The 21,489-nt window shown below is 61.7% G+C and carries 17 protein-coding genes; 6 read left to right on the forward strand and 11 right to left on the reverse strand.

The features are described 5' to 3' along the window. Window positions 1–312: 312 nt before the first annotated feature. From AAAX36_RS06725 to AAAX36_RS06740, 4 genes are all read right to left on the reverse strand, one after another. On the reverse strand, window positions 313–2,460 hold the full coding sequence (locus AAAX36_RS06725) for a Tex family protein (RefSeq protein WP_349074784.1): 2,148 nt from the start codon (window positions 2,458–2,460) through the stop codon (window positions 313–315). 251 nt (window positions 2,461–2,711) lie between these two features. Then, on the reverse strand, window positions 2,712–3,752 hold the full coding sequence (locus AAAX36_RS06730; RefSeq protein ID WP_138375132.1) for a Gfo/Idh/MocA family oxidoreductase: 1,041 nt from the start codon (window positions 3,750–3,752) through the stop codon (window positions 2,712–2,714). 69 nt (window positions 3,753–3,821) lie between these two features. After that, on the reverse strand, window positions 3,822–5,078 hold the full coding sequence (locus AAAX36_RS06735; RefSeq protein ID WP_022094926.1) for an MFS transporter: 1,257 nt from the start codon (window positions 5,076–5,078) through the stop codon (window positions 3,822–3,824). A gap of 66 nt (window positions 5,079–5,144) precedes the next feature. Continuing rightward, the gene (locus AAAX36_RS06740; RefSeq protein ID WP_271737117.1) at window positions 5,145–6,026 is read right to left on the reverse strand and encodes an SDR family oxidoreductase; all 882 of its coding nucleotides are present in this window, start codon (window positions 6,024–6,026) and stop codon (window positions 5,145–5,147) included. Between the two features lie 233 nt (window positions 6,027–6,259). Between AAAX36_RS06740 and AAAX36_RS06745 the strand changes: the two genes are divergently transcribed. Next, entirely contained in the window at window positions 6,260–7,138 is an 879-nt protein-coding gene (locus AAAX36_RS06745; RefSeq protein WP_349074787.1) for a LysR family transcriptional regulator, read from the forward strand. A 43-nt stretch (window positions 7,139–7,181) separates the two neighbouring features. On the opposite strand, the gene AAAX36_RS06750 is transcribed toward AAAX36_RS06745, so the two are convergent. The 4 genes from AAAX36_RS06750 to AAAX36_RS06765 all read right to left on the reverse strand — a co-directional run bounded on the left by AAAX36_RS06750 (window position 7,182) and on the right by AAAX36_RS06765 (window position 13,056). Continuing rightward, window positions 7,182–8,273, reverse strand: a complete 1,092-nt coding sequence (locus tag AAAX36_RS06750) for a GGDEF domain-containing protein (RefSeq protein ID WP_349074789.1) — start codon at window positions 8,271–8,273, stop codon at window positions 7,182–7,184. A gap of 557 nt (window positions 8,274–8,830) precedes the next feature. Next, on the reverse strand, window positions 8,831–10,750 hold the full coding sequence (locus AAAX36_RS06755; protein ID WP_349074791.1) for an ABC transporter ATP-binding protein: 1,920 nt from the start codon (window positions 10,748–10,750) through the stop codon (window positions 8,831–8,833). Beyond that, on the reverse strand, window positions 10,743–12,557 hold the full coding sequence (locus tag AAAX36_RS06760; RefSeq protein ID WP_349074793.1) for an ABC transporter ATP-binding protein: 1,815 nt from the start codon (window positions 12,555–12,557) through the stop codon (window positions 10,743–10,745). Before AAAX36_RS06760 ends, AAAX36_RS06755 begins: the two co-directional genes overlap by 8 nt. After that, window positions 12,550–13,056 carry a MarR family winged helix-turn-helix transcriptional regulator gene (locus tag AAAX36_RS06765; protein ID WP_349074795.1) on the reverse strand — a complete coding sequence of 169 codons (507 nt, stop codon included), beginning with the start codon at window positions 13,054–13,056 and terminating at the stop codon, window positions 12,550–12,552. Before AAAX36_RS06765 ends, AAAX36_RS06760 begins: the two co-directional genes overlap by 8 nt. Before the next feature lie 447 nt (window positions 13,057–13,503). Between AAAX36_RS06765 and AAAX36_RS06770 the strand changes: the two genes are divergently transcribed. After that, the gene (locus AAAX36_RS06770) at window positions 13,504–14,328 is read left to right on the forward strand and encodes a PfkB family carbohydrate kinase (protein WP_138113497.1); all 825 of its coding nucleotides are present in this window, start codon (window positions 13,504–13,506) and stop codon (window positions 14,326–14,328) included. Next, entirely contained in the window at window positions 14,321–14,650 is a 330-nt protein-coding gene (locus AAAX36_RS06775) for a TIGR04076 family protein (protein WP_217495582.1), read from the forward strand. The genes AAAX36_RS06770 and AAAX36_RS06775 overlap by 8 nt, the downstream gene beginning before the upstream one ends. A gap of 132 nt (window positions 14,651–14,782) precedes the next feature. Here the strand turns inward: AAAX36_RS06775 and AAAX36_RS06780 are convergent, their stop codons facing one another. The 3 genes from AAAX36_RS06780 to AAAX36_RS06790 form a co-directional block, all read right to left on the reverse strand. After that, window positions 14,783–15,229 carry a low molecular weight protein-tyrosine-phosphatase gene (locus AAAX36_RS06780; protein WP_138113495.1) on the reverse strand — a complete coding sequence of 149 codons (447 nt, stop codon included), beginning with the start codon at window positions 15,227–15,229 and terminating at the stop codon, window positions 14,783–14,785. 33 nt (window positions 15,230–15,262) lie between these two features. Continuing rightward, complete coding sequence (locus AAAX36_RS06785; protein ID WP_138113493.1) at window positions 15,263–16,633, reverse strand: ATP-binding protein; 1,371 nt, start codon at window positions 16,631–16,633, stop codon at window positions 15,263–15,265. 212 nt (window positions 16,634–16,845) lie between these two features. Beyond that, window positions 16,846–18,096: an MFS transporter gene (locus AAAX36_RS06790; RefSeq protein WP_229066837.1), complete on the reverse strand. Its 1,251-nt coding sequence runs from the start codon at window positions 18,094–18,096 to the stop codon at window positions 16,846–16,848. A 161-nt stretch (window positions 18,097–18,257) separates the two neighbouring features. Between AAAX36_RS06790 and AAAX36_RS06795 the strand changes: the two genes are divergently transcribed. The 3 genes from AAAX36_RS06795 to AAAX36_RS06805 all read left to right on the forward strand — a co-directional run bounded on the left by AAAX36_RS06795 (window position 18,258) and on the right by AAAX36_RS06805 (window position 21,207). Further along, window positions 18,258–19,205 carry an NUDIX domain-containing protein gene (locus AAAX36_RS06795; protein ID WP_349074798.1) on the forward strand — a complete coding sequence of 316 codons (948 nt, stop codon included), beginning with the start codon at window positions 18,258–18,260 and terminating at the stop codon, window positions 19,203–19,205. Window positions 19,206–19,364: 159 nt separating this feature from the next. Continuing rightward, complete coding sequence (locus AAAX36_RS06800; RefSeq protein WP_349074799.1) at window positions 19,365–20,234, forward strand: hypothetical protein; 870 nt, start codon at window positions 19,365–19,367, stop codon at window positions 20,232–20,234. Window positions 20,235–20,313: 79 nt separating this feature from the next. Then, a complete protein-coding gene (locus tag AAAX36_RS06805; RefSeq protein WP_349074801.1) occupies window positions 20,314–21,207 on the forward strand; it encodes an aldose 1-epimerase family protein in 894 nt (297 codons plus the stop codon). The last annotated feature ends 282 nt before the right edge of the window (window positions 21,208–21,489 follow it).

Consider the following 21,489-nt stretch of genomic DNA (forward strand, 5'->3'; position numbering starts at 1 on the left):
GAGGGTCGCGCTAGGCAAAGGAAAGGCCGGGGCTGCCGACACGAGCTTGCCAGCAAGTTGGCGCTTGGCTTCCATATCCTGCCGTGGGCAAAGGTACCCCCGCCTGCGCCGTGCAAAATTGAGAGTATTCAGCAAGGTAAAGGCTTTACCAGCTAGATAAAGCACGGAACGGCCCCCGTTTTGGCTCTGACGACGCTAAAACGGGGGCTGTTTTTTTGCTTTTTCGTCTCTGAGGGGCATCCGGAACGGTGGAATTTGCAGAATACTCGCGATTTTGCACATCGCTACAGGGGGTACCTTTGCTTTGGCGGTTTACTTGCCCTGCACCATGGTGAGCGAGATCTTCTTGCGGTCGCGATCGACCTTTTCGACCCACACCTTGACCGTGTCACCGACGCGCACGACGTCGCTGGGGTGCTTGACAAAGCGGTTGGCCAGCTTAGAGATATGTACGAGGCCGTCCTGGTGCACTCCCACGTCGACGAAGGCGCCAAAGTCGACGACGTTGCGCACCGTGCCCTTGAGCTCCATGCCGGGCTCCAGGTCGTCGATGGAAAGCGCCGAGCGGCTAAAGACCACCTCGGGCGCGTCATCGCGCGGGTCGCGGCCGGGCTTCTTGAGCTCGTTGACAATGTCGATGAGCGTGAGGGTGCCGCAGTTCAGATCGCTAGCCAGCGTTGAGATGCTGCCCAGACGGCGCTCGATGTCGGGCACGCCGCCGCGGCTGAGCTCGCTGGCTTTAACGCCGGCGCGTTCCAGGACGGACGTGGCCACCTCGTAGCTCTCGGGGTGGACGCTTGTCGCGTCGAGTGGGTTCCTGCCGCCGCTAATGCGCAAAAAGCCCGCGGCGTTGAGATATGCCTTGGGTCCCAGCTTGGGGACCTTCTTAAGCTGGCGGCGATCGGTAAAGGCGCCGTTTTCCTCGCGGTAGGCCACGATGTTTTTGGCCACGCTCGGCGTGATGCCCGATACGTATCCCAGCAGACTTGCGCTCGCGGTGTTTACGTCGACGCCCACGCGGTTGACGACGTCCTCCACCACGTGGCCCAGGGTGCGTGAGAGCTCGGCCTGGTCAAGGTCGTGCTGGTACTGGCCCACGCCGATGGACTGAGGCGGAATCTTAACGAGCTCTGCCAACGGATCCTGCAGGCGGCGGCCCAGGCTCATGGCGCCGCGCACGGTGACGTCCAGGTCGGGGTATTCCTGACTGGCGAGCTCGGAGGCGGAGTACACCGACGCGCCGGCCTCATTGACGATGGTGTAGCGAAGGCTGGGCGCCTGCTCGGCAATGAACTCCGAGACGACTTCCTCGGTCTCGCGGCTGGCGGTGCCGTTGCCGATGACGATGGTGTTGACGCCATCCTTCTTGACGAGGCGGGCGAGCTCGCGCTTGGTGCCGGCGACGTCGTGGCGCGGCTTGGTGGGGTAGACCACGCCGTGGTCGAGCAGCTTGCCGGTTTCGTCCATGACGGCGACCTTGCAACCGGTGCGGTAGCCCGGATCGAGTGCGAGCACGCGGGCGCCGCGCACGGGGCGCGCCGAGAGCAGGCCCTCGAGATTCTTGGCAAAGACATTGATGGCCTCGGTCTGAGCGCGAACGGTGAGTTTGGCGCGGGCCTCGCGCTCCAGCGAGGGAGCCATGAGGCGCTTGTAGCCGTCGGCGATAGCGGCGTCAAAGACGGGCGCGAAGACGCCCTGGCGACGTGGCCAGCGGCTGCCGAGGCGCGCCGTGGCGGCAGCGCCGTCGACGTTCACGCGCACGCGGAGCTTGCCTTCGCGCTCACCGCGGTCGATAGCCAGCACGCGGTGGTTGGGTATACGGCGCAGTGGCTCATCATAGCTGTAGTACGGCTCGTAGGGAGTCTTTTCGGCGGGGTCGGTGGCCTCGACGACGATGTCGGCGGTGTTTTGCGTAAAGGCGCGCAGGTCGGCGACGTTCTCGGGGTCCTCGGCTACCGTCTCGGCCACGATGTCGGCGGCGCCGGCGAGCGCCTTCTCGGGCGTGTCGAAGCCGGCCTCCTCGTTGACGTATGCCGCGGCGGCGTCGAGTGCGCTGCCCTTGGCCGAGGCCTGCATGATGACCATGTTGGCGAGCGGCTCCAGGCCGGCCTCGCGGGCCTTTTGCGCGCGGGTCATGCGCTTTTTGCGGTAGGGCTTGTAGAGGTCCTCGACACGCTGGAGCTGCGTGGCCTCGCGAATCTGCTGTTCGAGTTCGGGCGTGAGCTTGCCCTGGGCGTCGATGAGCAGAATGACGTCCTTTTTACGCTGCTCAAGATTGCGCAGGTAGGACAGGCGCTCGTCGAGCGCGCGCAGGGCGACGTCGTCCATGCCACCCGTGGCTTCCTTGCGGTAGCGCGAGATAAAGGGAATGGTGTTGCCCTCGTCGATGAGCTTGACGGCTGCCTCGATGTTGTCAGCCTTAAGGTTGAGCTCGCGGGCGAGCTGGGCGATAAGATCCATGGGACTCCTTGCGTTTAAGGTGCGTTTGCAGCACAGGGCTACCAAGGATACCACCCGCCACTCCACCCAAGTAGTCATTTTGGGACGGGGCTCTTTTAGCCACTTTTGCCGCCCCGTCCCAGAAAAATCGTCGGAAAGGTAGCAAAATGCCCCGCGGGCAGGAGGCTGCTCGCGGGGCAAAGAAGAGGGGCTTGTTGGTGGCGGACCGAAGGGTTCGGCATGGGGCTTCTGCCGCGGTCTGCCCTAAGGCGTTACAGCTCGACGAGCTGGCCGGTCTCGGCGGCCTCCTTGATGGCGTTGAGAAGCGTGAGCGTCTTGACGTTATCGGCGGGCGTCACGACGGGCTCGACCTCGCGGCGGACAACCTTCACAAAGTGCTTGAGCTGCATCTTGTGCGGCAGCGCGGGGTCGACTGCCGGAATCTCCATCTGCAGCGGCTTGTGCCAGTTGGAGGCGCCGTCGTAGGAGAACTGGTGCAGGCGGGGCAGCGAAAGGGCGCCCTTAGTTCCGCCGATAAAGTAGGCGTCGGCGTCGAAGGGACGGTACTGCGGGTCCTCGCGAGCGGTGGCCTCCCAGTTCCAGGGGCTGGCGGTGGCGTCGGAGATGGTCATGCTCGCAAGCGCGCCATCGGCAAAACGGACGTTGACCACGGCGGAGTCCTCGGTCTCAAAACCGCGGGCGGCGCTGGACTGCATGCCCTGGACGGCAACGGGCTCGCCCAGCAGGTAACGGAGCAGGTCGACGTCGTGCACCAGGTTGACCAGGATCGGGCCGGCACCCTTCTTGCGGCGCCACTCGACGTCGAAGTACTCGTCGTTCTTATAGATCATGTAGTGGAAGCTCGACACGGTGAGCTTGCCCAGCTCGCCGGACTCGATGATCTCCTTGGCCTTGTTGACGAAGGGGTTGTGGCGACGGTGCTGACCCACGAGCACGGGCACGCCGGCGGTCTCGGCCTCGGCGGCAAAGGCCTGGGCATCCTCGAGGTCGTTGGAGATCGGCTTCTCGACCAGCGGCACAATATTGCGCTTCACGGCCTCGCGGGCAACGCCCAGGTGCAGGTCGTTGGGGGTGGCGATGATGACGGCCTCGGGCTTGACCTCGTCCATCATCTGGGCGGGATCGGTGAAGAACGGCACGCCGGCGGCCTCGGCCGTGGCGCGGGCGCCCTCAAAGGCGTCGGCGATGGCGACGAGCTCGGCCTCGGGCTCCTCGGTGACAAAGCGGATGTGGTTGCGGCCCATGGCGCCGGCGCCGATAACGGCAATGCGGACGGGGTTGAGCTCAGACATTTCGACTCCTTAATACTGGTGATCGGTGGAATGCGACAGAGGGGCTGTCCCTTTGTCGCATCGGTAAAACTAAGCGGACTTCTTCTTGCTGTCGGAGACCATCATGTAGACGGTGAGCACGACGGCGATGGCGGCGATCACAATGGCGCCGTAGAAAGACTGCTGGTAGGCGGCGCTGCCGGCCTCGGCGTGATACAGCACGGCGGTGATGGGCTGGCTGATCCAGGTGGAAGCGGCATAGCCCAGGAACATGATGCCGTAGTTGACGCCGATGTTGCTGGTGCCAAAGGCGCCACCGGTGAGCGGCGGGTAGATGACGAGCAGGGCGCCAAAGCTAAAGCCGAGCAGGGCGAGTGCCACAAAGAACATGCTCTGCGTAAAGCTCATCGACATGATGACGAGCGCGACGATGGTGACGACAAGGCTGATGAGCAGCGACTTATAGGCGCCGAGCTTGTCGATGATCTGGCCAAAGGACAGGCGGCCGACCAGGTTGGCGCAGGTGTTGACGGAGACCACCACACCGCCGAGGGCGACGGCCGCGGCGCTCGTGGGGTCGGCGAAGAGCTGGACGGCGGCGATGGAGGCAACCTTGCCCACGAGCAGGGTACCCGCGGTGGCGGCGAAGGCGAAGGTGATGATGAGGACCCAGAAGCGCGGGGTCTTGACCATCTCGCCCGGGGTGAGGTCACCGAAGGTGCCGGCATGTGCGCCACCCTTGGGGGCCTCGAAGCCCTCGGGCAGCCAACCGGCCTCGGGGGCCTTCAGGAACAGGGCGGAGGCGGCGATCGTCACAAAGAAGATGACGCCGAGTGCCTTGAGGGCGCCAAAGATGCCCAGGCTCGGGATGAGCAGCGAGGCGAGCACCGGGGACAGCACGGCGGGGCCGGCGGTCGAAGCGGCCAGGGTGATGCCGGAGGCAAGGCCCTTCTTGTCGATGAACCACTTTTGGCCGGTGGTGAGCGCCGGGTTGTAGCCCAGGCCGTTGCCGATGGCGGCGACGAGCGAGAACCACAGGTAGAACTGCCACGGCTCGGTGACGGTGCCGGACATGAACCAGCCCACGCCGTAGCACGCGGCGGCGGCGATCACGACGTTGCGCGGGCCGATCTTATCGGAGATGCGGCCGGCGAAGATGCCCGTCACGGCCATGATGGTCTGAAAGACCGGGAACGCCCAGGTAAGGGCGCTCGACCACTCGGGGTAGACGGCGAGCAGGTTCTTGCTCACGACGGAATACAGCGCGATGGAGCTGATGAAGAACATGGTGACGCACGCGGCGGAAAGCACGACGGCGCGACCCTTGTTGGAGTTGGTGGAAGCCATTGGACTCTTTCTAATCGATACGGGGGAGGAGCGGGCGTGTCCGCGGGACCTCCCTGTCAGGTTGGTTTACTGGTCAGTCGGCTTGGCGACGCCGGACTCATCGGACCAGAGCTCGACACCCTTGTTCTTAAGGTAGTTGTCGGCATAGGCGCGACGGCCGCCGGGCTTGGCGGTGAGGTCGCCCATCATGTTGGAGAAGCCGCCGTCGACCTTGATGGCGTCGCCGGTGGTAAAGTCCGAGCGCTTGGACGCCAGGAACATGACGGCGTTGGCGATATCGCTGACCTCGCCGATGCGGCGCGTGGCGATCAGACGGCTGCGGCTCTTTTCGACCTCGGGGTCGGCGTAGAAGTTGGCCGACATCGGGGTCTTAACGAAGCAGGGTTCGACGCAGTTGGAGCGGACGCCGTAGGGGCCCCACTCGGCGGCGAGCATCTTGGACATCATGTTGACGCCGGCCTTGGTGGAGCTGTACACGCCCGAGAACGTCTCGGGGGAGTGGCTGGCGACGGTCGAGATGTGCACCAGGCGACCCTGGCCGGCCTTGATCATCTCGCGACCAAAGCGCTGCGAGGTGATGAAGTAACCGGTGAGGTTGACGTTGAGCACCTGCTCCCAGTCGCTCAGCGGCAGGTCCTCCATGGCGGCGAAGCGCAGGATACCGGCGGTGTTGACGAGGACGTCGACGCGGCCGAAGTTGGCGATGGTTGCGTCGACGGCAGCCTGAACCTCGGCCTCGTCGGTGGCGTTCATCTTGTAGCCCTCGGCGTGGATGCCAAATTCGGCAGCGAGGTCGGCGGCAGCGGCCTTGACCTTCTCCTCGTCCAGGTCGAGCATGACGACGTTGGCGCCATTGCGGGCGAACTCGCGGCAGATCTCGGCGCCCATACCGCCGAGCGCGCCAGTCACGGCGCAGACATCGCCCTCGAGCTTAAGCCAATTGCTCATAGGAACTTCCCTTCTTGTGCCTCCCGGTGGGCCGCTCCCATTAATCGACCCACGTGGTTTTCGCTGGTTATCGTATGCTTTGCATTTGCGCAGGTGAATTGCATATTTGTTAGAATAGCGTTAACCGTAGGTTTACACTGTGCGATGCAGTTTATTCTCAATTGAGCGCGTGACCTGCGAAAACAGCCCCCTGTGGCCCTATGCGGTCACGGGCGCGAAAACGGGAGATTGACGTGTACGATCGACGACTCGAGGCCATATCGGCCGCCGCGGAGCTGGGAAGCTTCTCGCGTGCGGCGGCAAAAATGCGTGTGTCGACTCCGGCGCTCGTCAAGCAGGTGTCGGGCTTCGAGGCCGAGTTCGGCATCACGCTGTTCGAACGCTCGCACTCGGGCGTCAAGGTGACGCCGGCGGGTGCTCTGCTGGTGGACGATGCGCGCTCGATCATGCGGCAGTCCGAGGACGCGTTGCGCCGTGCCCGACGCGCGGCGGGCGATGGCGGCGCCGTGCGCCTGGGCGTGTCGATGATGTGCCCGGGGCGCCAAACGCTGTCGATGTGGTCGGGCATCCACGATTTGGAACCGTCGCTGCGATTTGAGATCGTGCCGGTAAGCGACCTCTACGACGCGCGCGAGACCGTTATGCGCAGCTTGGGCCGCGAGGTCGATGTGGTGCAGTCGAGTTTTTCGACCCCACGCTGGGGCGATGCCTGCCAAAAGCTCCGCATTGTCAACGTGCCGTTTTATATCGACGTGCCGCGCACGAGCCCGCTGGCGCGCAAGAATCGCATTACGGTTGCCGACCTGGAGGGCATGCGTCTGCGCGTACTCCGCCACGGCAACGACGCTATGGACAGCCTGCGTATCGATCTTTTGGCAGACGGCGGCGTGGACGTGATCGATGTGGACAGCTTCGACTTTGCGCTCTTTAACGAGGCGGAGGAAAAGGGCGACGCGGTGCTCACCTGCGGGGCGTGGTCGGGGGTGCACCCGGCCTTTGTGGGCGTGCCGTTCCTATGCGGTCGCGAGGTGCCAGTCTTTCTGCACTACCCGCTCGAGCCCACCCTCCAAGTACAAAAATTCGTCAACGCCATGGCACAACTTCTCAAATAGCCAAAAGAGCCCCGTCCCAAATTAGCTACCCTTTGCTACGGGTTTAGCGGTCCTCGCGTTGCGGCCCGGCTGCCTCGGCTGTCTTTACGCGGTTCTTGTCGATGTACATGTTTTTGTCGGCCTGGGAAAAGAGCTCGCGCATCGTAGGCGGTTCATCAAAATCACTGGAAAGCGCATAGCCCACCGCATAGCTGATAGGCATGTCGGGATGAGTCTCGGAATACTCGTTCACGTTCGCGCGAACCCGAGCGAGACAGGACTCCACGGCAGCTCGATCGGTATCTCGCAGCACCGCGATAAACTCATCGCCACCGTCGCGGCCCACAAAGCAGGTCTCGGACGCCACGCACCCCAGCTGCTGGGCAAAAGAACGGATGTATTCGTCGCCCTTCTCGTGGCCGAAGTTGTTATTGACCGTATGCAGATTGTTAAGGTCGAAGACGCACACCGCAACGGGCGCCTCCGCGGAGACAGGCTGCTCCTGCCCCAAGACCTCCTCGCACTTGTTCTTGTTGGGCAGTCCTGTGGCTTCGTCGAGATAGACTTTGTTGTGCAGTTCGCGATTGAGCGCGGCAGTTCGCACCGCGCGAACAAGTTCGACCGCAAAGGTCGCCACCAAGCCCACGATGTCGATGATCACCAAGCCCTCGAGATAGTTGAGCGCCGACGCCTTCTCCTGAGAGTAGTCCTCCGCGAGTCGCGTAGCATCGTCGCAAATGCCAAAGAACTCCTCGCTCATGGAGATGATGTCGGTGTTCTCATAGCCGACTTCGCGCACGCGGGTAATCTCGGTGCGAAGCTCGTCAAAATAGCTCGCGAGTTCGGTCATCTTTGCCTGGCACTCATCGTCATCGAGACGGACGAGGTTGAGGTCGTCACTTCCGTAACGCAAACCGTTGATGTATGAATCCACGGCTTTGAGCAGGTCATCTTGAGGCTGGCCCGCATCCTCGAGCTTAACGATTCGCTGCGTGGTACCGCGCACCAGACCGGCGTAGTTGACCACACGCGCCGTGCCCTGGATATCGGAGACGAGCAGCATAACATTGATGAAGAAGAAAATGAGAACTGCCGTGAGCACCATCATGAGCAGGCGCACCGCCTGGCCGGCCTTCTTGGCGACAGAAGTATTCACAAGTTCACTCCCCTAAATATTCACAAGTTCACTCCCCTAAATGACAAAAGAACAGGTAGCACGCAGTGTGCTGAAATTCATGGGTGGTTAACTCTACCATATGGGCCAGCAGCCTCAAACTGCAGCAGACGCTCGTCCAAATTGGCGTGACGCTTGTCTTGTTGTTCTTGACCTGGCCGCGCTATCGAACATGTTTCTGGTCTTGGATCACCATGGGAAAGCTCATCCCGTTTTGTGCGTCCAGAGTGGGATGCGGCTTCCCAAAGGTGCCGTTAGGGGAAACCACATCCCGGTTTATGCCCTTGAAATGGGATGCCGTTTCCCGGAGGGGGTCCAGCGGGAAACGGCATCCCATTTTGGGCCCGAAAAGTGGGATACGGTTTCCGGCCGGCATGAAAAAAGCCTCCGCAGCTCGTGTGGCTGCGGAGGCTTTATTCGTTGCGGCGCATTGTGTTTGGGTCGTTGAGATGAGTCGATTTGCCCCGAAAGAGGAGGGCATTGACCTTAGGGTCATGCCCGACGAATGAGCGGCAAATCGGCCATCTCGGCGAGCCGAACTACTCCAGCTCAAACGCTCCGGTATAGAGTTGATAGTAGTATCCGCGCTTGGCGATCAGCTCGTCGTGGTTGCCGCGCTCGATGATGCGGCCGTGGTCCAGACAGATGATTGCGTCGGAGTTGCGCACGGTGGACAGGCGGTGCGCGATGACAAACGTCGTGCGGCCTTCCATGAGCTTGTCCATGCCGGCCTGCACGATAGCCTCGGTGCGGGTGTCGATGGAGCTCGTGGCCTCGTCCAGAATCATTGCCGGCGGATCGGCGACGGCAGCGCGTGCGATCGAAATCAGCTGGCGCTGGCCCTGCGACAGCTGTGCGCCGTTGCCGGTGAGCATGGTGTCGTAGCCGTCGGGCAGGCGGGTGATAAAGTCGTCCGCGCCCGCGAGCTTTGCCGCCGCGATGCACTCCTCGTCGGTGGCATCCAGGTTGCCGTAGCGGATGTTATCCATCACGGTGCCGGTGAACAGGTTCACGTCCTGTAGCACGACGCCCAGCGAGCGGCGCAGATCGGCCTTGCGGATCTTGTTGACGTTGATGCCGTCGTAGCGGATCTTGCCGTCGGCGATGTCATAGAAGCGGTTGATGAGGTTGGTGATGGTCGTCTTGCCGGCACCGGTGGCGCCGACAAACGCGACCTTCTGACCCGGCTTGGCAAACACGGACACGCCGTGCAGCACCTCGTGGTCGGGCGTGTAGCCAAAGTCGACGTTGTCCATGACCAGGTCGCCGCGCAGCGGCACGTACTCGATCTCGCCGGTTGCGCGGTGCGGATGTTTCCACGCCCACATGCCGGTGTGGTGGTCGGCCTCCTCGAGCTGCCAGGTATCGGGGTTCACCTGAGCGTTGACGAGCGTCACATAGCCTTCGTCGGCTTCGGGCTCCTCGTCGATGAGCTCAAAGATGCGGTCGGCGCCGGCGAGGCCCATGACCACGGCGTTGATCTGCTGCGAGATCTGGCCGATCTGCCCGCAGAACTGCTTGGTCATGTTGAGGAACGGCACCACGACGGCGATGGACAGCGCCATGCCCGAGATGCTCAGGTTGGGCACGCCCAGCGCCAGGAAAATGCCGCCGGCCAGTGCGACCAGCACGTAGAGCAGGTTGCCCAGGTTCATAAGGATGGGCATGAGGATGTTGGCGTACATGTTGGCCTTCTGCGAGACCTCGAAGAGCTTTTCGTTGCGCTCGTCAAAATCGGCCTCGGCGGCAGACTCGTGGCAGAATGCCTTGACGACCTTCTGGCCGTTCATGACTTCCTCGATGTGGCCCTCGACCACGCCGAGCTCGGTCTGCTGTGCAATAAAGAAGCGCGCGGAGTTGGAGCCGAGCAGCTTGGTCATAAAGGTCATAAAGGCGACGCCGGCCACAATGACCAGGCACATCCACACGCTGTAGTACAGCATGATAAAGAACACCGTGACGATGACGATGGTTGTCATGAGCAGGTTGGGCAGCGACTGGCTGATCATCTGGCGCAGCGTGTCGATGTCGTTGGTGTAGTGGCTCATGATGTCGCCGCGCTGGTGCGTGTCGAAGTAGCGAATCGGCAGGTCCTGCATACGGTTGAACATCTTCTCGCGCAGCTTCTCGAGCGAGCCCTGTGTGACGATGGCCATGGCGCGGTTCCAGAACAGTGAGGACAGGATGCCGACGCCGTAGATGCAGGCGAGGGTGGTCACGAGCTGCAGAATCTTGGGCTGCGCGGTCGTCCAGTCGCCCGACTGCCACGAGTCGCTAATAATCTGCAGGGCGCTCTGAAGGAAGGTCGCGCCGATGGAGTTGATGATGGCGCAGAGCACCACGCCGACGACGACGAGGGGCAAAAGCATGGGGTAGAAGCCAAAGAGCGTCTTGATGAGGCGCGACATGGTGCCGCCCTTGCGGTTGAGCGCGCGCTCGGCGGTCGTTGCCTTACTCATGTGCCTCGCCTCCTTCCTGGGTCTGGGCTTGCGTTATGGATGCCTCGGTGTCGGCCTCGACGGCCCCTTCGCCCTCGGCAGACATCTTGTTTTGCGAGGTAAAGGTCTCGCGGTAGATCTCGCTCGTCTTGAGCAGCTCGTCGTGGTTGCCGATCTGCGCGATGCGACCGCCCTCCATGACGATGATGCGGTCTGCGTCCTGAACGGAGCTGATGCGCTGGGCGATGATGAGCTTGGTCGTGTTGGGCAGATAGCTTGCCAACCCTGCGCGGATCTTGGCGTCGGTCTTGGTGTCGACGGCGCTGGTGGAGTCGTCCAGGATCAAAATCTTGGGGCGACGCAGCAGGGCACGCGCAATGCACAGGCGCTGCTTCTGACCGCCGGAAACATTGGAGCCGCCCTGCTCGATCCAGGTGTCATAACCCTTGGGGAAGCCATCGACAAACTCATCGGCGCAGGCCAGATGTGCCGCCTCGCGGACTTCCTCGTCGGTGGCGTTCGGGTCGCCCCAGCGCAGGTTTTCGGCAATGGTGCCGCTAAACAGTACGTTTTTCTGCAGCACCATGGCCACCTGGTGGCGCAGGGCGTCCAAGTCGTAGTCGCGCACGTCCATGCCGCCCACGCGCACGGTGCCCTCGGTGGCGTCGTACAGGCGGGCGATGAGGTTAACGAGCGTGGACTTGGCCGAGCCGGTACCGCCGATGATGCCGATGGTTTCGCCGCTCTTAATGTGCAGGTCGATATCGTCGAGCGCCTGGCGCTTCGCATGCGCGGAATACTTAAAGCTCACGTGGTCAAAGTCGATGGAACCGTCGGCAACCTCGAGCACGGGCTCGGCGGGATCGGCGATCGTGGGCTCGGCGGTCAGCACCTCGGTAATGCGGTGCGCCGATTCGTCGGCCATGGTCACCATGACAAAGATCATCGACAGCTGCATCAGGCTCATGAGGATCGTGAAGCCATAGGTAAAGATCGAGGAGAGCTGGCCCACGTCGAACAGCGTGCCCTGGCTCGTGATGATGAGCTTGGATCCCAGGTAGATGATGACGACAAATGCGCCGTTGACGCAGATGTTCATCATGGGGTTGTTAAAGGCGAGCAGCTTCTCGGCGCGGGTGAAGTCCATCTGGACGTCGCGCGCGGCGGTGGCGAACTTCTCCTTCTCAAAGTCTTCGCGCACATAGCTCTTGACCACGCGCATGCCGGTGACGTTTTCCTCGACGGACTCGTTAAGGGCGTCGTACTTGTGGAACACGCGCGAGAAGATGGGGCGTACCTTAAAGATGATAAAGAACAGTCCAAAGCCCAGCAGCGGAATGATGACCAGGTAGACCATGGCGACGCTGCCGCCCATGATAAATGCCATGGTAAAAGCGAAGATCAAGACCAGCGGCGCGCGCACGGCGATACGGATGATCATCATAAAGGCCTGCTGAACGTTGTTGATGTCAGTGGTCAGACGCGTGACGAGCGAGGAGCTCGAGAACTCATCGATGTTGGCAAAGCTGAACGTCTGGATCTTATAGAACAGGTCGTGACGCAGGTTCTTGGCGAAGCCGCAGCTCGCATGGCTGCAGGTGACGCCGGCAGCGGCGCCTAAAGCAAGCGACGTCAGCGCGATGAGCGCCAAAAAGCCTGCGGTGGGAAGCATCTCGGCTACGGTGGCACCGTCTTTGATGGCGTCGATCAGGTTGGCGGTGATAAATGGGATCAGCACCTCGCAGAGCACCTCGCCAAGCACGAGCAATGGCGTGGCAACAGCGACTTTCATATAGTCGCGGATGCTGCCCATGAGGGTTTTAATCATCCAGTTCCTCCCAGGTTACACGGATTTTCTCGAGCATTTCGGCGAGCTGTTCGCGCTCGTCGTGAGTGAGGGCATTAAAGGCCCGTTCTCTAAAGCGGATGCGGGCCGCCTGGTCGATGCGGGCGTTTTCCCGGCCGGTTTCGGTCAGGCGAATGGTGAGTTGCCGTCGATCCTTGGGGTTACGGCTGCGCTCGATGAGGCCGTTGACCTCGAGCTTGGACAAGATCTCGGAAAGCGACCCCGGCTTGAGGTCAAAGTGCATGCCGAGTTCCTGCTGAGACATCTCGCCGCCGGGCTGCTTGGCCAGCAGGCAGATGATGGGCGCCTTGCCAGATATGCCGCCGCCGTGAAAATGCATGTAATGGCCGCAAAAACCCAGGCCGCTCAGGATGCGCTTGGCGAGTTTGTCTTCGGCGCTGACCGCTTCGGGTACATCCGCCGGCTGTGACGGGTCGCCGCCGGGCCCGTGCGAACAAAGGTTAAGAGGTTCATCGCACATGAATCAGTGTTGCTCCTTTCTTTAGTTAGGTAGTGGAATTGTTTTGTGCCTAACCAATTTAGGAGTGTGAGAAATCAATGTCAAGGTGCCAAACTTATTAAGTTACGGCGTTTTGCCAAACGCCGTAACCGCTCGACGCTGCAAACGCTCCTAAGCGGCAATCTGGCGTTCAATCGTCGGGCATGGCCACAAGGCCTATGCCCTCCTCTTTCACGCCACCTTGCTCGCTTAGGAACGTTTTCGCTGTCCGTCCTCAACCTGTGATTCCGCCACGGTCCGTTTCGGTGCATGCAATCCCTTGGGGACGGAGGAAAAGGGATCATTTTCCGTAACCTTTCCGCAACAATTTACCCTTCGCGCTGCTCGACTCCGCTCACAACGTCCCCTGCGCTACACTTAGTCGCACTGTGGCGCTGCTGCGCCGTGCCCGAACCAAGGGAGACCCTCATGAAGAACACTCAGCTGCTGCTGATCAACGATATGTGCGGCTACGGCAAGGTCGCGCTTTCCGCCATGCTGCCGGTGCTGTCGCACATGGGCTACCGCATCCACAACCTGCCGACGGCACTTGTGTCCGATACGCTCAACTATCCCAAGTTCTACATCCACGACACCACCGAGTACGTGCGCCAGAGCCTCGCCATCTGGGAGGAGCTCGGCTTTGAGTTCGACGCCATCTCTACCGGCTTTATCGTGACCGAGGAAGAGACGCGCATCATTTCGGACTTCTGCCACCGTCGCGCGCAAAAGGGTACCAAGGTGTTCGTCGACCCCATCATGGGCGACAACGGCAAGCTCTACGCCGGCGTGCCCGAGTCCACGATCGGTCTCATGCGCAGCCTGCTCGAGTGCGCCGACTATGCGGTGCCAAACTACACCGAGGCGTGCCTGCTCACCGATACGCCCATTGCCGAGCAAATCACGCCCGATGAGGGCCGCACTCTTGTGGATGCCGTGCGTGCCCTGGGCGCCAAGTCGGTGGTCATTACGAGCGCTGTGGTCGACGGTGCGAATGTCGTCATCGGTTACGACCATGTGGCGGGGGAGCACTTCACGATTCCCTTTGAGCTCATTCCGGTCTATTTCCCGGGCACGGGCGACACGTTCTCGGCGGTGCTCGTCGGCCGCGTTATGGCCGGTTGGAGCCTGCAGCGCGCGACGTCCGATGCCATGCGCGTGGTGGCTGGGCTTATCGAGCGCAATGCCGACCAAGAGGACAAGTCGGCTGGCCTTCCCATCGAGGCCTGCCTGGATGTGATTGACCATGAGTAATGCTGGCGAGGGCGGCGCCAAGCCTGCGGGCGAGAACAAGCCGCTCGGCGCGCCGCGGGGCAAGCGTCCGCGCATCCGCGTGAGCTGCGTGGACCAGCTGGGTGCGTGCCGCTGCCACCATGGTCACAAGCCGGGCGACGTTTTTGACTTCGACCGAGACCGCGGCAAGATGTGCGCCATGGCCTGCCATGTGGGCTTTCCCTATATCGATATCCTGCGCTATGGCGGAACCGTGCCTGGCAACGAGCCCGGCACGGCAAAGTTCTGCTGCCCCGAAGTCGATACACTGAACATTTGGCTCGCCGAGATCGTCGACGAGTAGTCGAGCGTGGATTTTCTCCCGTTTAGAGCGTACTTGAGCGCTCAAAGTGGGAGATTGTCCACACTCAATTTGTATGCGGGAGATTATCCACGCTCATTTTGCGCCGAAGACGTGGCCCGCGACCTCGCTTACCTACAGCTGCTCGAGCATAGCGGTACAACCGGCGAGCACGTCGCGGTAGGTGGCGTCGAAGTTGCCGGTGTACCAGGGATCGGCCACGTCGCCGGGGCGCTCGGTCCAATCGAGCAGGCGCGTAATTTTGCCGTCGGGGTCGTCGCCAAAGATGCGACGCAGGTCACGCGCGTTCTCGGCATCCATATAGACAATGTGATCCCAGTCGCCATACTCCGCGCGACGCACCTGACGTGCGCGATGTGCGACGACGGGAATCCCGACCTCGCGCAGCTTGGCGACCGTGCCACGATGCGGCGGGTTGCCGATCTCCTCGGTTGAGGTCGCTGCGGAATCGATGACAAACTCCGACTCGCGCCCAGCGCGGCGCACGAGCTCGGTAAACACCGACTCAGCCATCGTCGAGCGACAGATATTCCCATGGCAAATAAACAGTACGTGCTGCATATGATGGTTCCTTTCTGGGCGGTCGCGCGGGGGTTACAGACTGCCCTTGAGGCAGTTTGCTCCGATAAAGCCCGCTGCGTACAAGGGGAGATGGCGCAGCTCGCGTCCGTCATCGGTTTCGCTGCGGGCAAAATTGTTCTCGGACAATATGTAGGCATACGGCGACCGGGCTTTTTCCATAAACGACCCGAGCGTTCTCGCGCGCACGTTGCGTGCGGATTTTACCTCGACGGGAACGATCTCCATACGGTCGGTCTGAAGTAGAAAATCGAGCTCGCCGTTCGTCTTCCAAGACGACGGTGGCATCCAGTAATACGTCTGCAAACCATTGCCCGAAAATGCCTGCATGACCGAGTTCTCCGCCAAGGCACCTCGAAAGTCGGAAGACAGCGCAATGGCGGAATCCTCTTTGAGGTCGAGCCAGAGTCGCGGGTTGATACCGAGTTTGTAGAACATGAGGCCCGTATCGAGAAGATAGACCTTAAAGAAGCTCCCGTCTTCGTCGTCGAAGGGGACGAGGGGAGGTTCGATGCCTTCGGTCAGGTTGTTGACCGATATGATGCCGGCGCCCTCGAGCCAGTCGAGTGGCTCGATGAGCTTTGAGCGTCGGCCTCCGCGTTCGACCTCGGAGTACTTGAATTTCTTGGTTGAGGATCGTAGCAGCTGGGATGGAATGGAGCGCCAGACCTTGCGCGCTGCTACGCCGCTGATCCCGTTTTCGGGGTCGGTCATATCGGCGGTGTAGGTCTCGTCGATTTCGCGCTGCTCGACGCGCGCGTCTTCGATGGAAAGCGTCTTGCGATATGCGTTGACGGCGGCGGGCATGCCGCCCACGATTTGGTATCGATGAAACAGGTTGAGCGCGGCTTGGTGTGCGGCGTAGGTCTCGAGCGTGTCGGCGTGGGCACGAACGGCATCGGCCATCTGCTCCTCGCCGAGCGCCCAGAGAAACTCCTCGAACGACATGGGATGCATGGTCTCTTGGCGGACGCCACTGGGAAAAGGCAGCTTGCGCTTGCGCGTGGCGACGCCGAGCTGACTGCCGGTCGCGCATATGCGCCAGCCCGAACCCGAGAAAAAGCGAAGCGAGTTGAGCGCCCGTTCACAGAGCTGAACCTCGTCAAACAGGATGAATGCGGTTTCTTTGCGAATGGGGGTGCGTTTATAGTCTGAGATTCGTGCCACGATGGTGTCAACGTCGTCGGTGGGGCAGTCGAACAGCGGGGCAATCAGCTCAAGATCGGTCTGAAAGTCGAGTTTGACAAACGCATCGCCGGCGATTCGTCTGCCGATTTCCTCGGCAGCGTACGTTTTGCCCACGCGTCGTGCGCCACGGATGAGGAGGGGGCGCGAGGCGTCCTTTGTCGCCCATGATTCGATAACGGATTCGATTGATCTGCGCATGGGGCTGCCTTTCCAATTTCATGTACTTCAAATACATAGTTTAGTACGATTTCGTGTACTTGAAATACACGAAATCGTGGAAAAACGTGTATTTCAAGTACACGAAATTGAACCGCTGGAGCCTGCGGGCGGATAAACACTGCTCGTATGGTGTGGTTTTCATCGGACGCCCGCCGCGCTGAGCTGTACTTGCGCCTGCCTCGATCCCACCCCTATGCCTGCATCGAAGATTGTGCTGCCCGCTTGCGCTCCCAGCGTGCCAGCTTGATCGTCACTAGCGTGAGTATCCAGGCTACGAGCGAGAATGCGGCGCCAACCGCGCCCACGTAGGCAATGCCAATCCCGCTTACCACGGCGCCGCCCACCGCGGTGCCAAACGAAATGCCAACGTTAAATGCCATGGGCTCCACCGAACTCGCGAGCACCATCGATTTGGGATGGCGGCTGCGGGCCACGTCCATAAAGTGCGTGATGCACGAGACCGAAAACAGGTACATGAGCATCGCCAGGCTAAAGACAAAGACAAGCGCGAGGGGCATGGTGCCGCCAACGGCAAACAGCCCAAACAGAGCCGCGGCCTGGAGCACAAACGTCACGAGCAGCGCCCTCATGCCAAAGCGCGCATCGATCCATCCGCCCAGGATGTTCGAGATCAGGCAGAACACGCCGTAGGCCATAAGGGTGGTGCTCGCCTGAACGGTGCCCATGCCCAGCACCTGCTCCAGATAGGGCGTCACGTAGCCGTAGAACACATAGACCGAGCCCACGCCAAACAAGAAGATGAGCATGCCGGTGATGATGCTCGGCTCGCGCAGAAGCCCCGCCTGCTCGCGGAAGGTGGCAGGCTCGTCGGTTTGTCCGGCGCGCGGCATAAACGCCACGAGCGCGGCGCAGATCAGAACGGCGAAGGTCAGCGTGCCGTACATGGCAACGTGCCAGTCGAGCGTGTCGGCCACAAACTTGCCGATCGAGGTCACAAAGACCATCGCCACGGAGAATGCGCCGTACACCACCGAGATAGCGAGTGAGGTCTGCTGCGGGGACAGCAGCTCGGGGATATACGTCACGCCCACGGCGAGCAGTGCGCCCGAGACGGAGCCCAAGATGATGCGCGAGGCAAACAGCACTTGGAAGTTGGGCGCCAACGCCATGACAAGATTACCGAGTACAAAGACAATGCTGTAGCACACGAGTAACTGGTAACGGCGGAAGCGTCCCGTGCTGAGCGCAAGCGCCGGCGTTGCGATGGCGTAGACGAGCGCGAACACGCTGATGAGTTGGCCTGCGGTGGCAAGTGAGATGCCGAGCTCCGTCGCCAGGTCGCTCTCGATGCCGATGACCACGAACTCCGAGCAGCCGAGCGAAAAGCCTAACAACACGAGCAGCGCTAGGCAGAGGTTGGTGCGCGCGGGGGAAAGCGCGGCAGCGGTTGATGCTGTTGTGGACGAGGTTGCGGTGGTCAAGGCGGTTGCTCCCATGTTGCGTTATATGAGCTAGATTCAGTCTCTGCAACTCTAGCAGAATACGACAAGAAGCAGCGCCTTTGTCACGGTCTGCGCTTGCCTGTATAGTCGCAATACAGGCGAAGATGGTCTCAGGTACATCGCGGGCGACAGGAGATCCCATGGGTATGCACACGACAAAGGTTGCAGTGGGCGAGGGCAAGTTTACGCTCGAGGCCCAGCTGACGGTGACGCCGCGAGGCATGGCGGTGTACGCCTGCTCGCCGGAGTTCGCACACCTGGGCGCCACGGCGCAGGCCATTCCGCGTCCCGAGCCCGGACGCACGGCGACTGTGAGCATCCTTGCCGTTCCGTGCCATCGCGACGAGATCCCGGCGCACGACATTGCGGCGGCGCTCGCTACGCGCTTTGGTGTGCCGGTAACCGCAAGCATGGGTTTTCATGTTGAACAGGCGAGCAAGGACGACTTGCAGCGCGTGCTCAATACCACGAAGGAGCTCATCGTCGCGCTCGAAGAAACCGCGGCCCGCATCTTGCGCGCCGGCTGGGATGAGGGCGGTGCGGGTGCCGAGGTCGTGGCGGTCGATGCCGCGACGGGCAAAGCGCTCGCTCCCGTCGATCGCATCAAAGCTCATACCGGCGAGGGTATCCTGCACCAAGCATTCCTGACGCTTCTGGTCGAGGGCCAGGGCGAAAACATGCGCCTGCTGCTCTGTCGCCGCAGCCCGCCCAAGCGCCTGTGGGGCGGGGTGCTGGCCGATAGCTGCGCCGGCCATCCGCTCCCGGGGGAGGGCGTCGCCGCCGCGACGGCGCGTCGCATCAACGAAGAGCTCGGCATCATGCGCGAGCCGGACGAGCTCAAGCATCTGGGGCACGTGGTGTACCGCGAGGATCACGGCGACGGCCGCTGTGAGTGCGAATGGTGCGAGGTCTACCTGGCCCGTGTTAAGCCGGGCGAGCTGCACATCAACCAAGAGGAAATATCGGAAGTACGCCGCGTGGCCCTCTCCGAGCTCGACGGCTATCTGCAAGGTCATCCCGAGCAGTTGGCCCCCTGGCTCCGCGAGGCCCTCAGCGATCCGTCTATCCGCACGGCCCTCGCCATGTAATCGCTGCCCAAACCATCACAACATTCGATGAAAATCTCGAAAACGAGGAAAAGCGTCGAATGTTGTGACGCTTTTCCTGTCTGTGCCGGCGAGCTCCCGTGTCATCTGGGGGTATAAGGCTAGCAAGTGTTTATTTGCGAGGCCAAGGGGGCGCCCCGTATGGATATCGATAACTTTGAATGGTGGTATAGCGAGGGCGAGGCTCCGGACGAAGAGTGGGACGAGCCCGCGCCGTGTGACGTGTCGAGCGACGAGGACGAGACCGGCAACGATGCCGGTGTCGAGCCTGAAGCCGCCTCCGATGCCGCCGAACCCCTAACCTTTGAACAGGCTTGGGCCCAGGCCGAGGCCGACGAGGCGAAGGCCGATGCCACGGCCACGCTCGGCGAGCCGGCTGATATGTCGATCTCGCCGGCAAAGACCCCACAGCCGCGCCATACCATCGACCCCGGCAGCACGGCATCCTTCAGCATACTCGACGTGCCCGCGCAGGGTGCCCAGGCGCCCGCCCCCACCCATCGCCCCAACCTGGCTCGCGAGGAAGACGCGGGCCGTCGCTCTCCGCTCGGCCCCATTCTCATCGCCTTTATGGCCGGCGTCATCGCTTGCTCGGCGATCGGCAGCATCTGGGGTCATGTCGAGCAGCAGCGTCAAGACGCCGCCAAGGTCGAGATGTCTGTCGAGCAATCGCTCAGCCGCACGCGCTCGGTACATGTGTCGGTCGAGGTCAAGGACGGCGCGATGTGGGACACCGCGCGTGGCGACAGCCAAATGCTCATCCACATCGTGGGGCGTACGCTCAAAGGGCAGACGATTGACGAGTATCAATACGTCAATTCCGCTGGTGACGGCATCGAGCTCAAGCCCGGCGACTACGAGCTCACCGTCGACGAACCGCCCGTCGCCACCGACGGCACGCGCTTCCGCGCCTCAAAGCGCATGGTTCCCGTGAGCTTTAACTCGCAGGCGCCCGATACGGTCGATAGCACTCCGCAGGGCGGGTTTGACCTTTACGCTATTGCTCAATAACTGCGCCTGTCGCTCAACCCCGCCGCCAAGAGTGGGACAATAGCCATCGACACTATTGTTTACTTTTGGAGGAAGTAGCATGTCTACCGTCACTACCATCAAGCGCGGCAGCCTCACCGCGGCCATCGATTCCATGGGCGCCCAGCTCACGAGCCTTGCCCTCAACGGCAACGAGTATCTGTGGCAGGGCGACCCCGCCTTTTGGGGCAAGCATGCGCCCATCCTGTTCCCCATTGTGGGCTCGCTGCGCAACAACACGGCGACGTCTGCGGCTGGCACCTGCGAGATGCCGCGCCACGGCCTCGCGCGCATCGTCGAGCACAAGCTGGTCGAGGTTTCGGAGGACGGCTCCTCGGTAACGTACGAGATCACCGACACGCTCGAGTCGCTCAAGGCCTTTCCGTTCCACTTTAAGCTCAACATGACCTATGCCCTGACTGGTGACGCCACACTTACCCAGACCTTTGCCGTCACCAATACCGGCGACGTGGACCTGCCGTTCTCGGTGGGCGGCCACCCCGCATTTAACGTACCTGCTCCCGGTGCCGAGGACGAGGCGTTCGAGGATTACGAGCTGGCATTTACCGAGGCTTGGACCAACGAGGCCCCCATCATCACGCCCGATGGCCTCATGACGTTCGAGGGTAGCTACAAGGCTCCCGATAACTCGGACGTGCTGCCCATCACGCACCGCAGCTTCGATAACGATGCCATCATGTTCACCGATGCCCCGGGCTCCACGCTCACGCTGCGCGGCCGCAAGTCGGGCCACGGCGTCAAGATTGACTTTGAGGGCTTTAAGTACATCGGCGTGTGGTCTGCCGCCAACGACGCCCCGTTTGTGGCGCTCGAGCCCTGGACCGGTCACACCACCATGGACACAGAGGACGACGTCTTTGAGCACAAGGTCAACACCATTACGCTGGCGCCGGGCGAGACGGACGTCCGCAGCTTTAGCGTCACTTTGCTCTAGAGGTTCCGCCGTTCTGACGAACGGCGGGCCGGTCGACGCTGCGCGCCATCCAGAGCGACAATTTGTCATTCAAAAGGCAAGGCATGACCAGAAGGTCTATGCCTTGCCTTTTTCATGCCTAGTCGTTGGGGACGTTCTTGTTTGACTAGTCGTTTAAGAACGTCCATTACAGTCGAAATTGTCAGCCCGGGACCGTCTCGGGCTACGATTGAGGCGCGCCCAGAACGGGCCGCCGACCGGGCGCCCGCGCACGGCCGAACGTCCCTGCCCCCGAGAGGGCCT

Origin of the sequence: Collinsella sp. CLA-ER-H10, from assembly GCF_040092475.1 — a bacterium.
Lineage (GTDB): Bacteria > Actinomycetota > Coriobacteriia > Coriobacteriales > Coriobacteriaceae > Collinsella.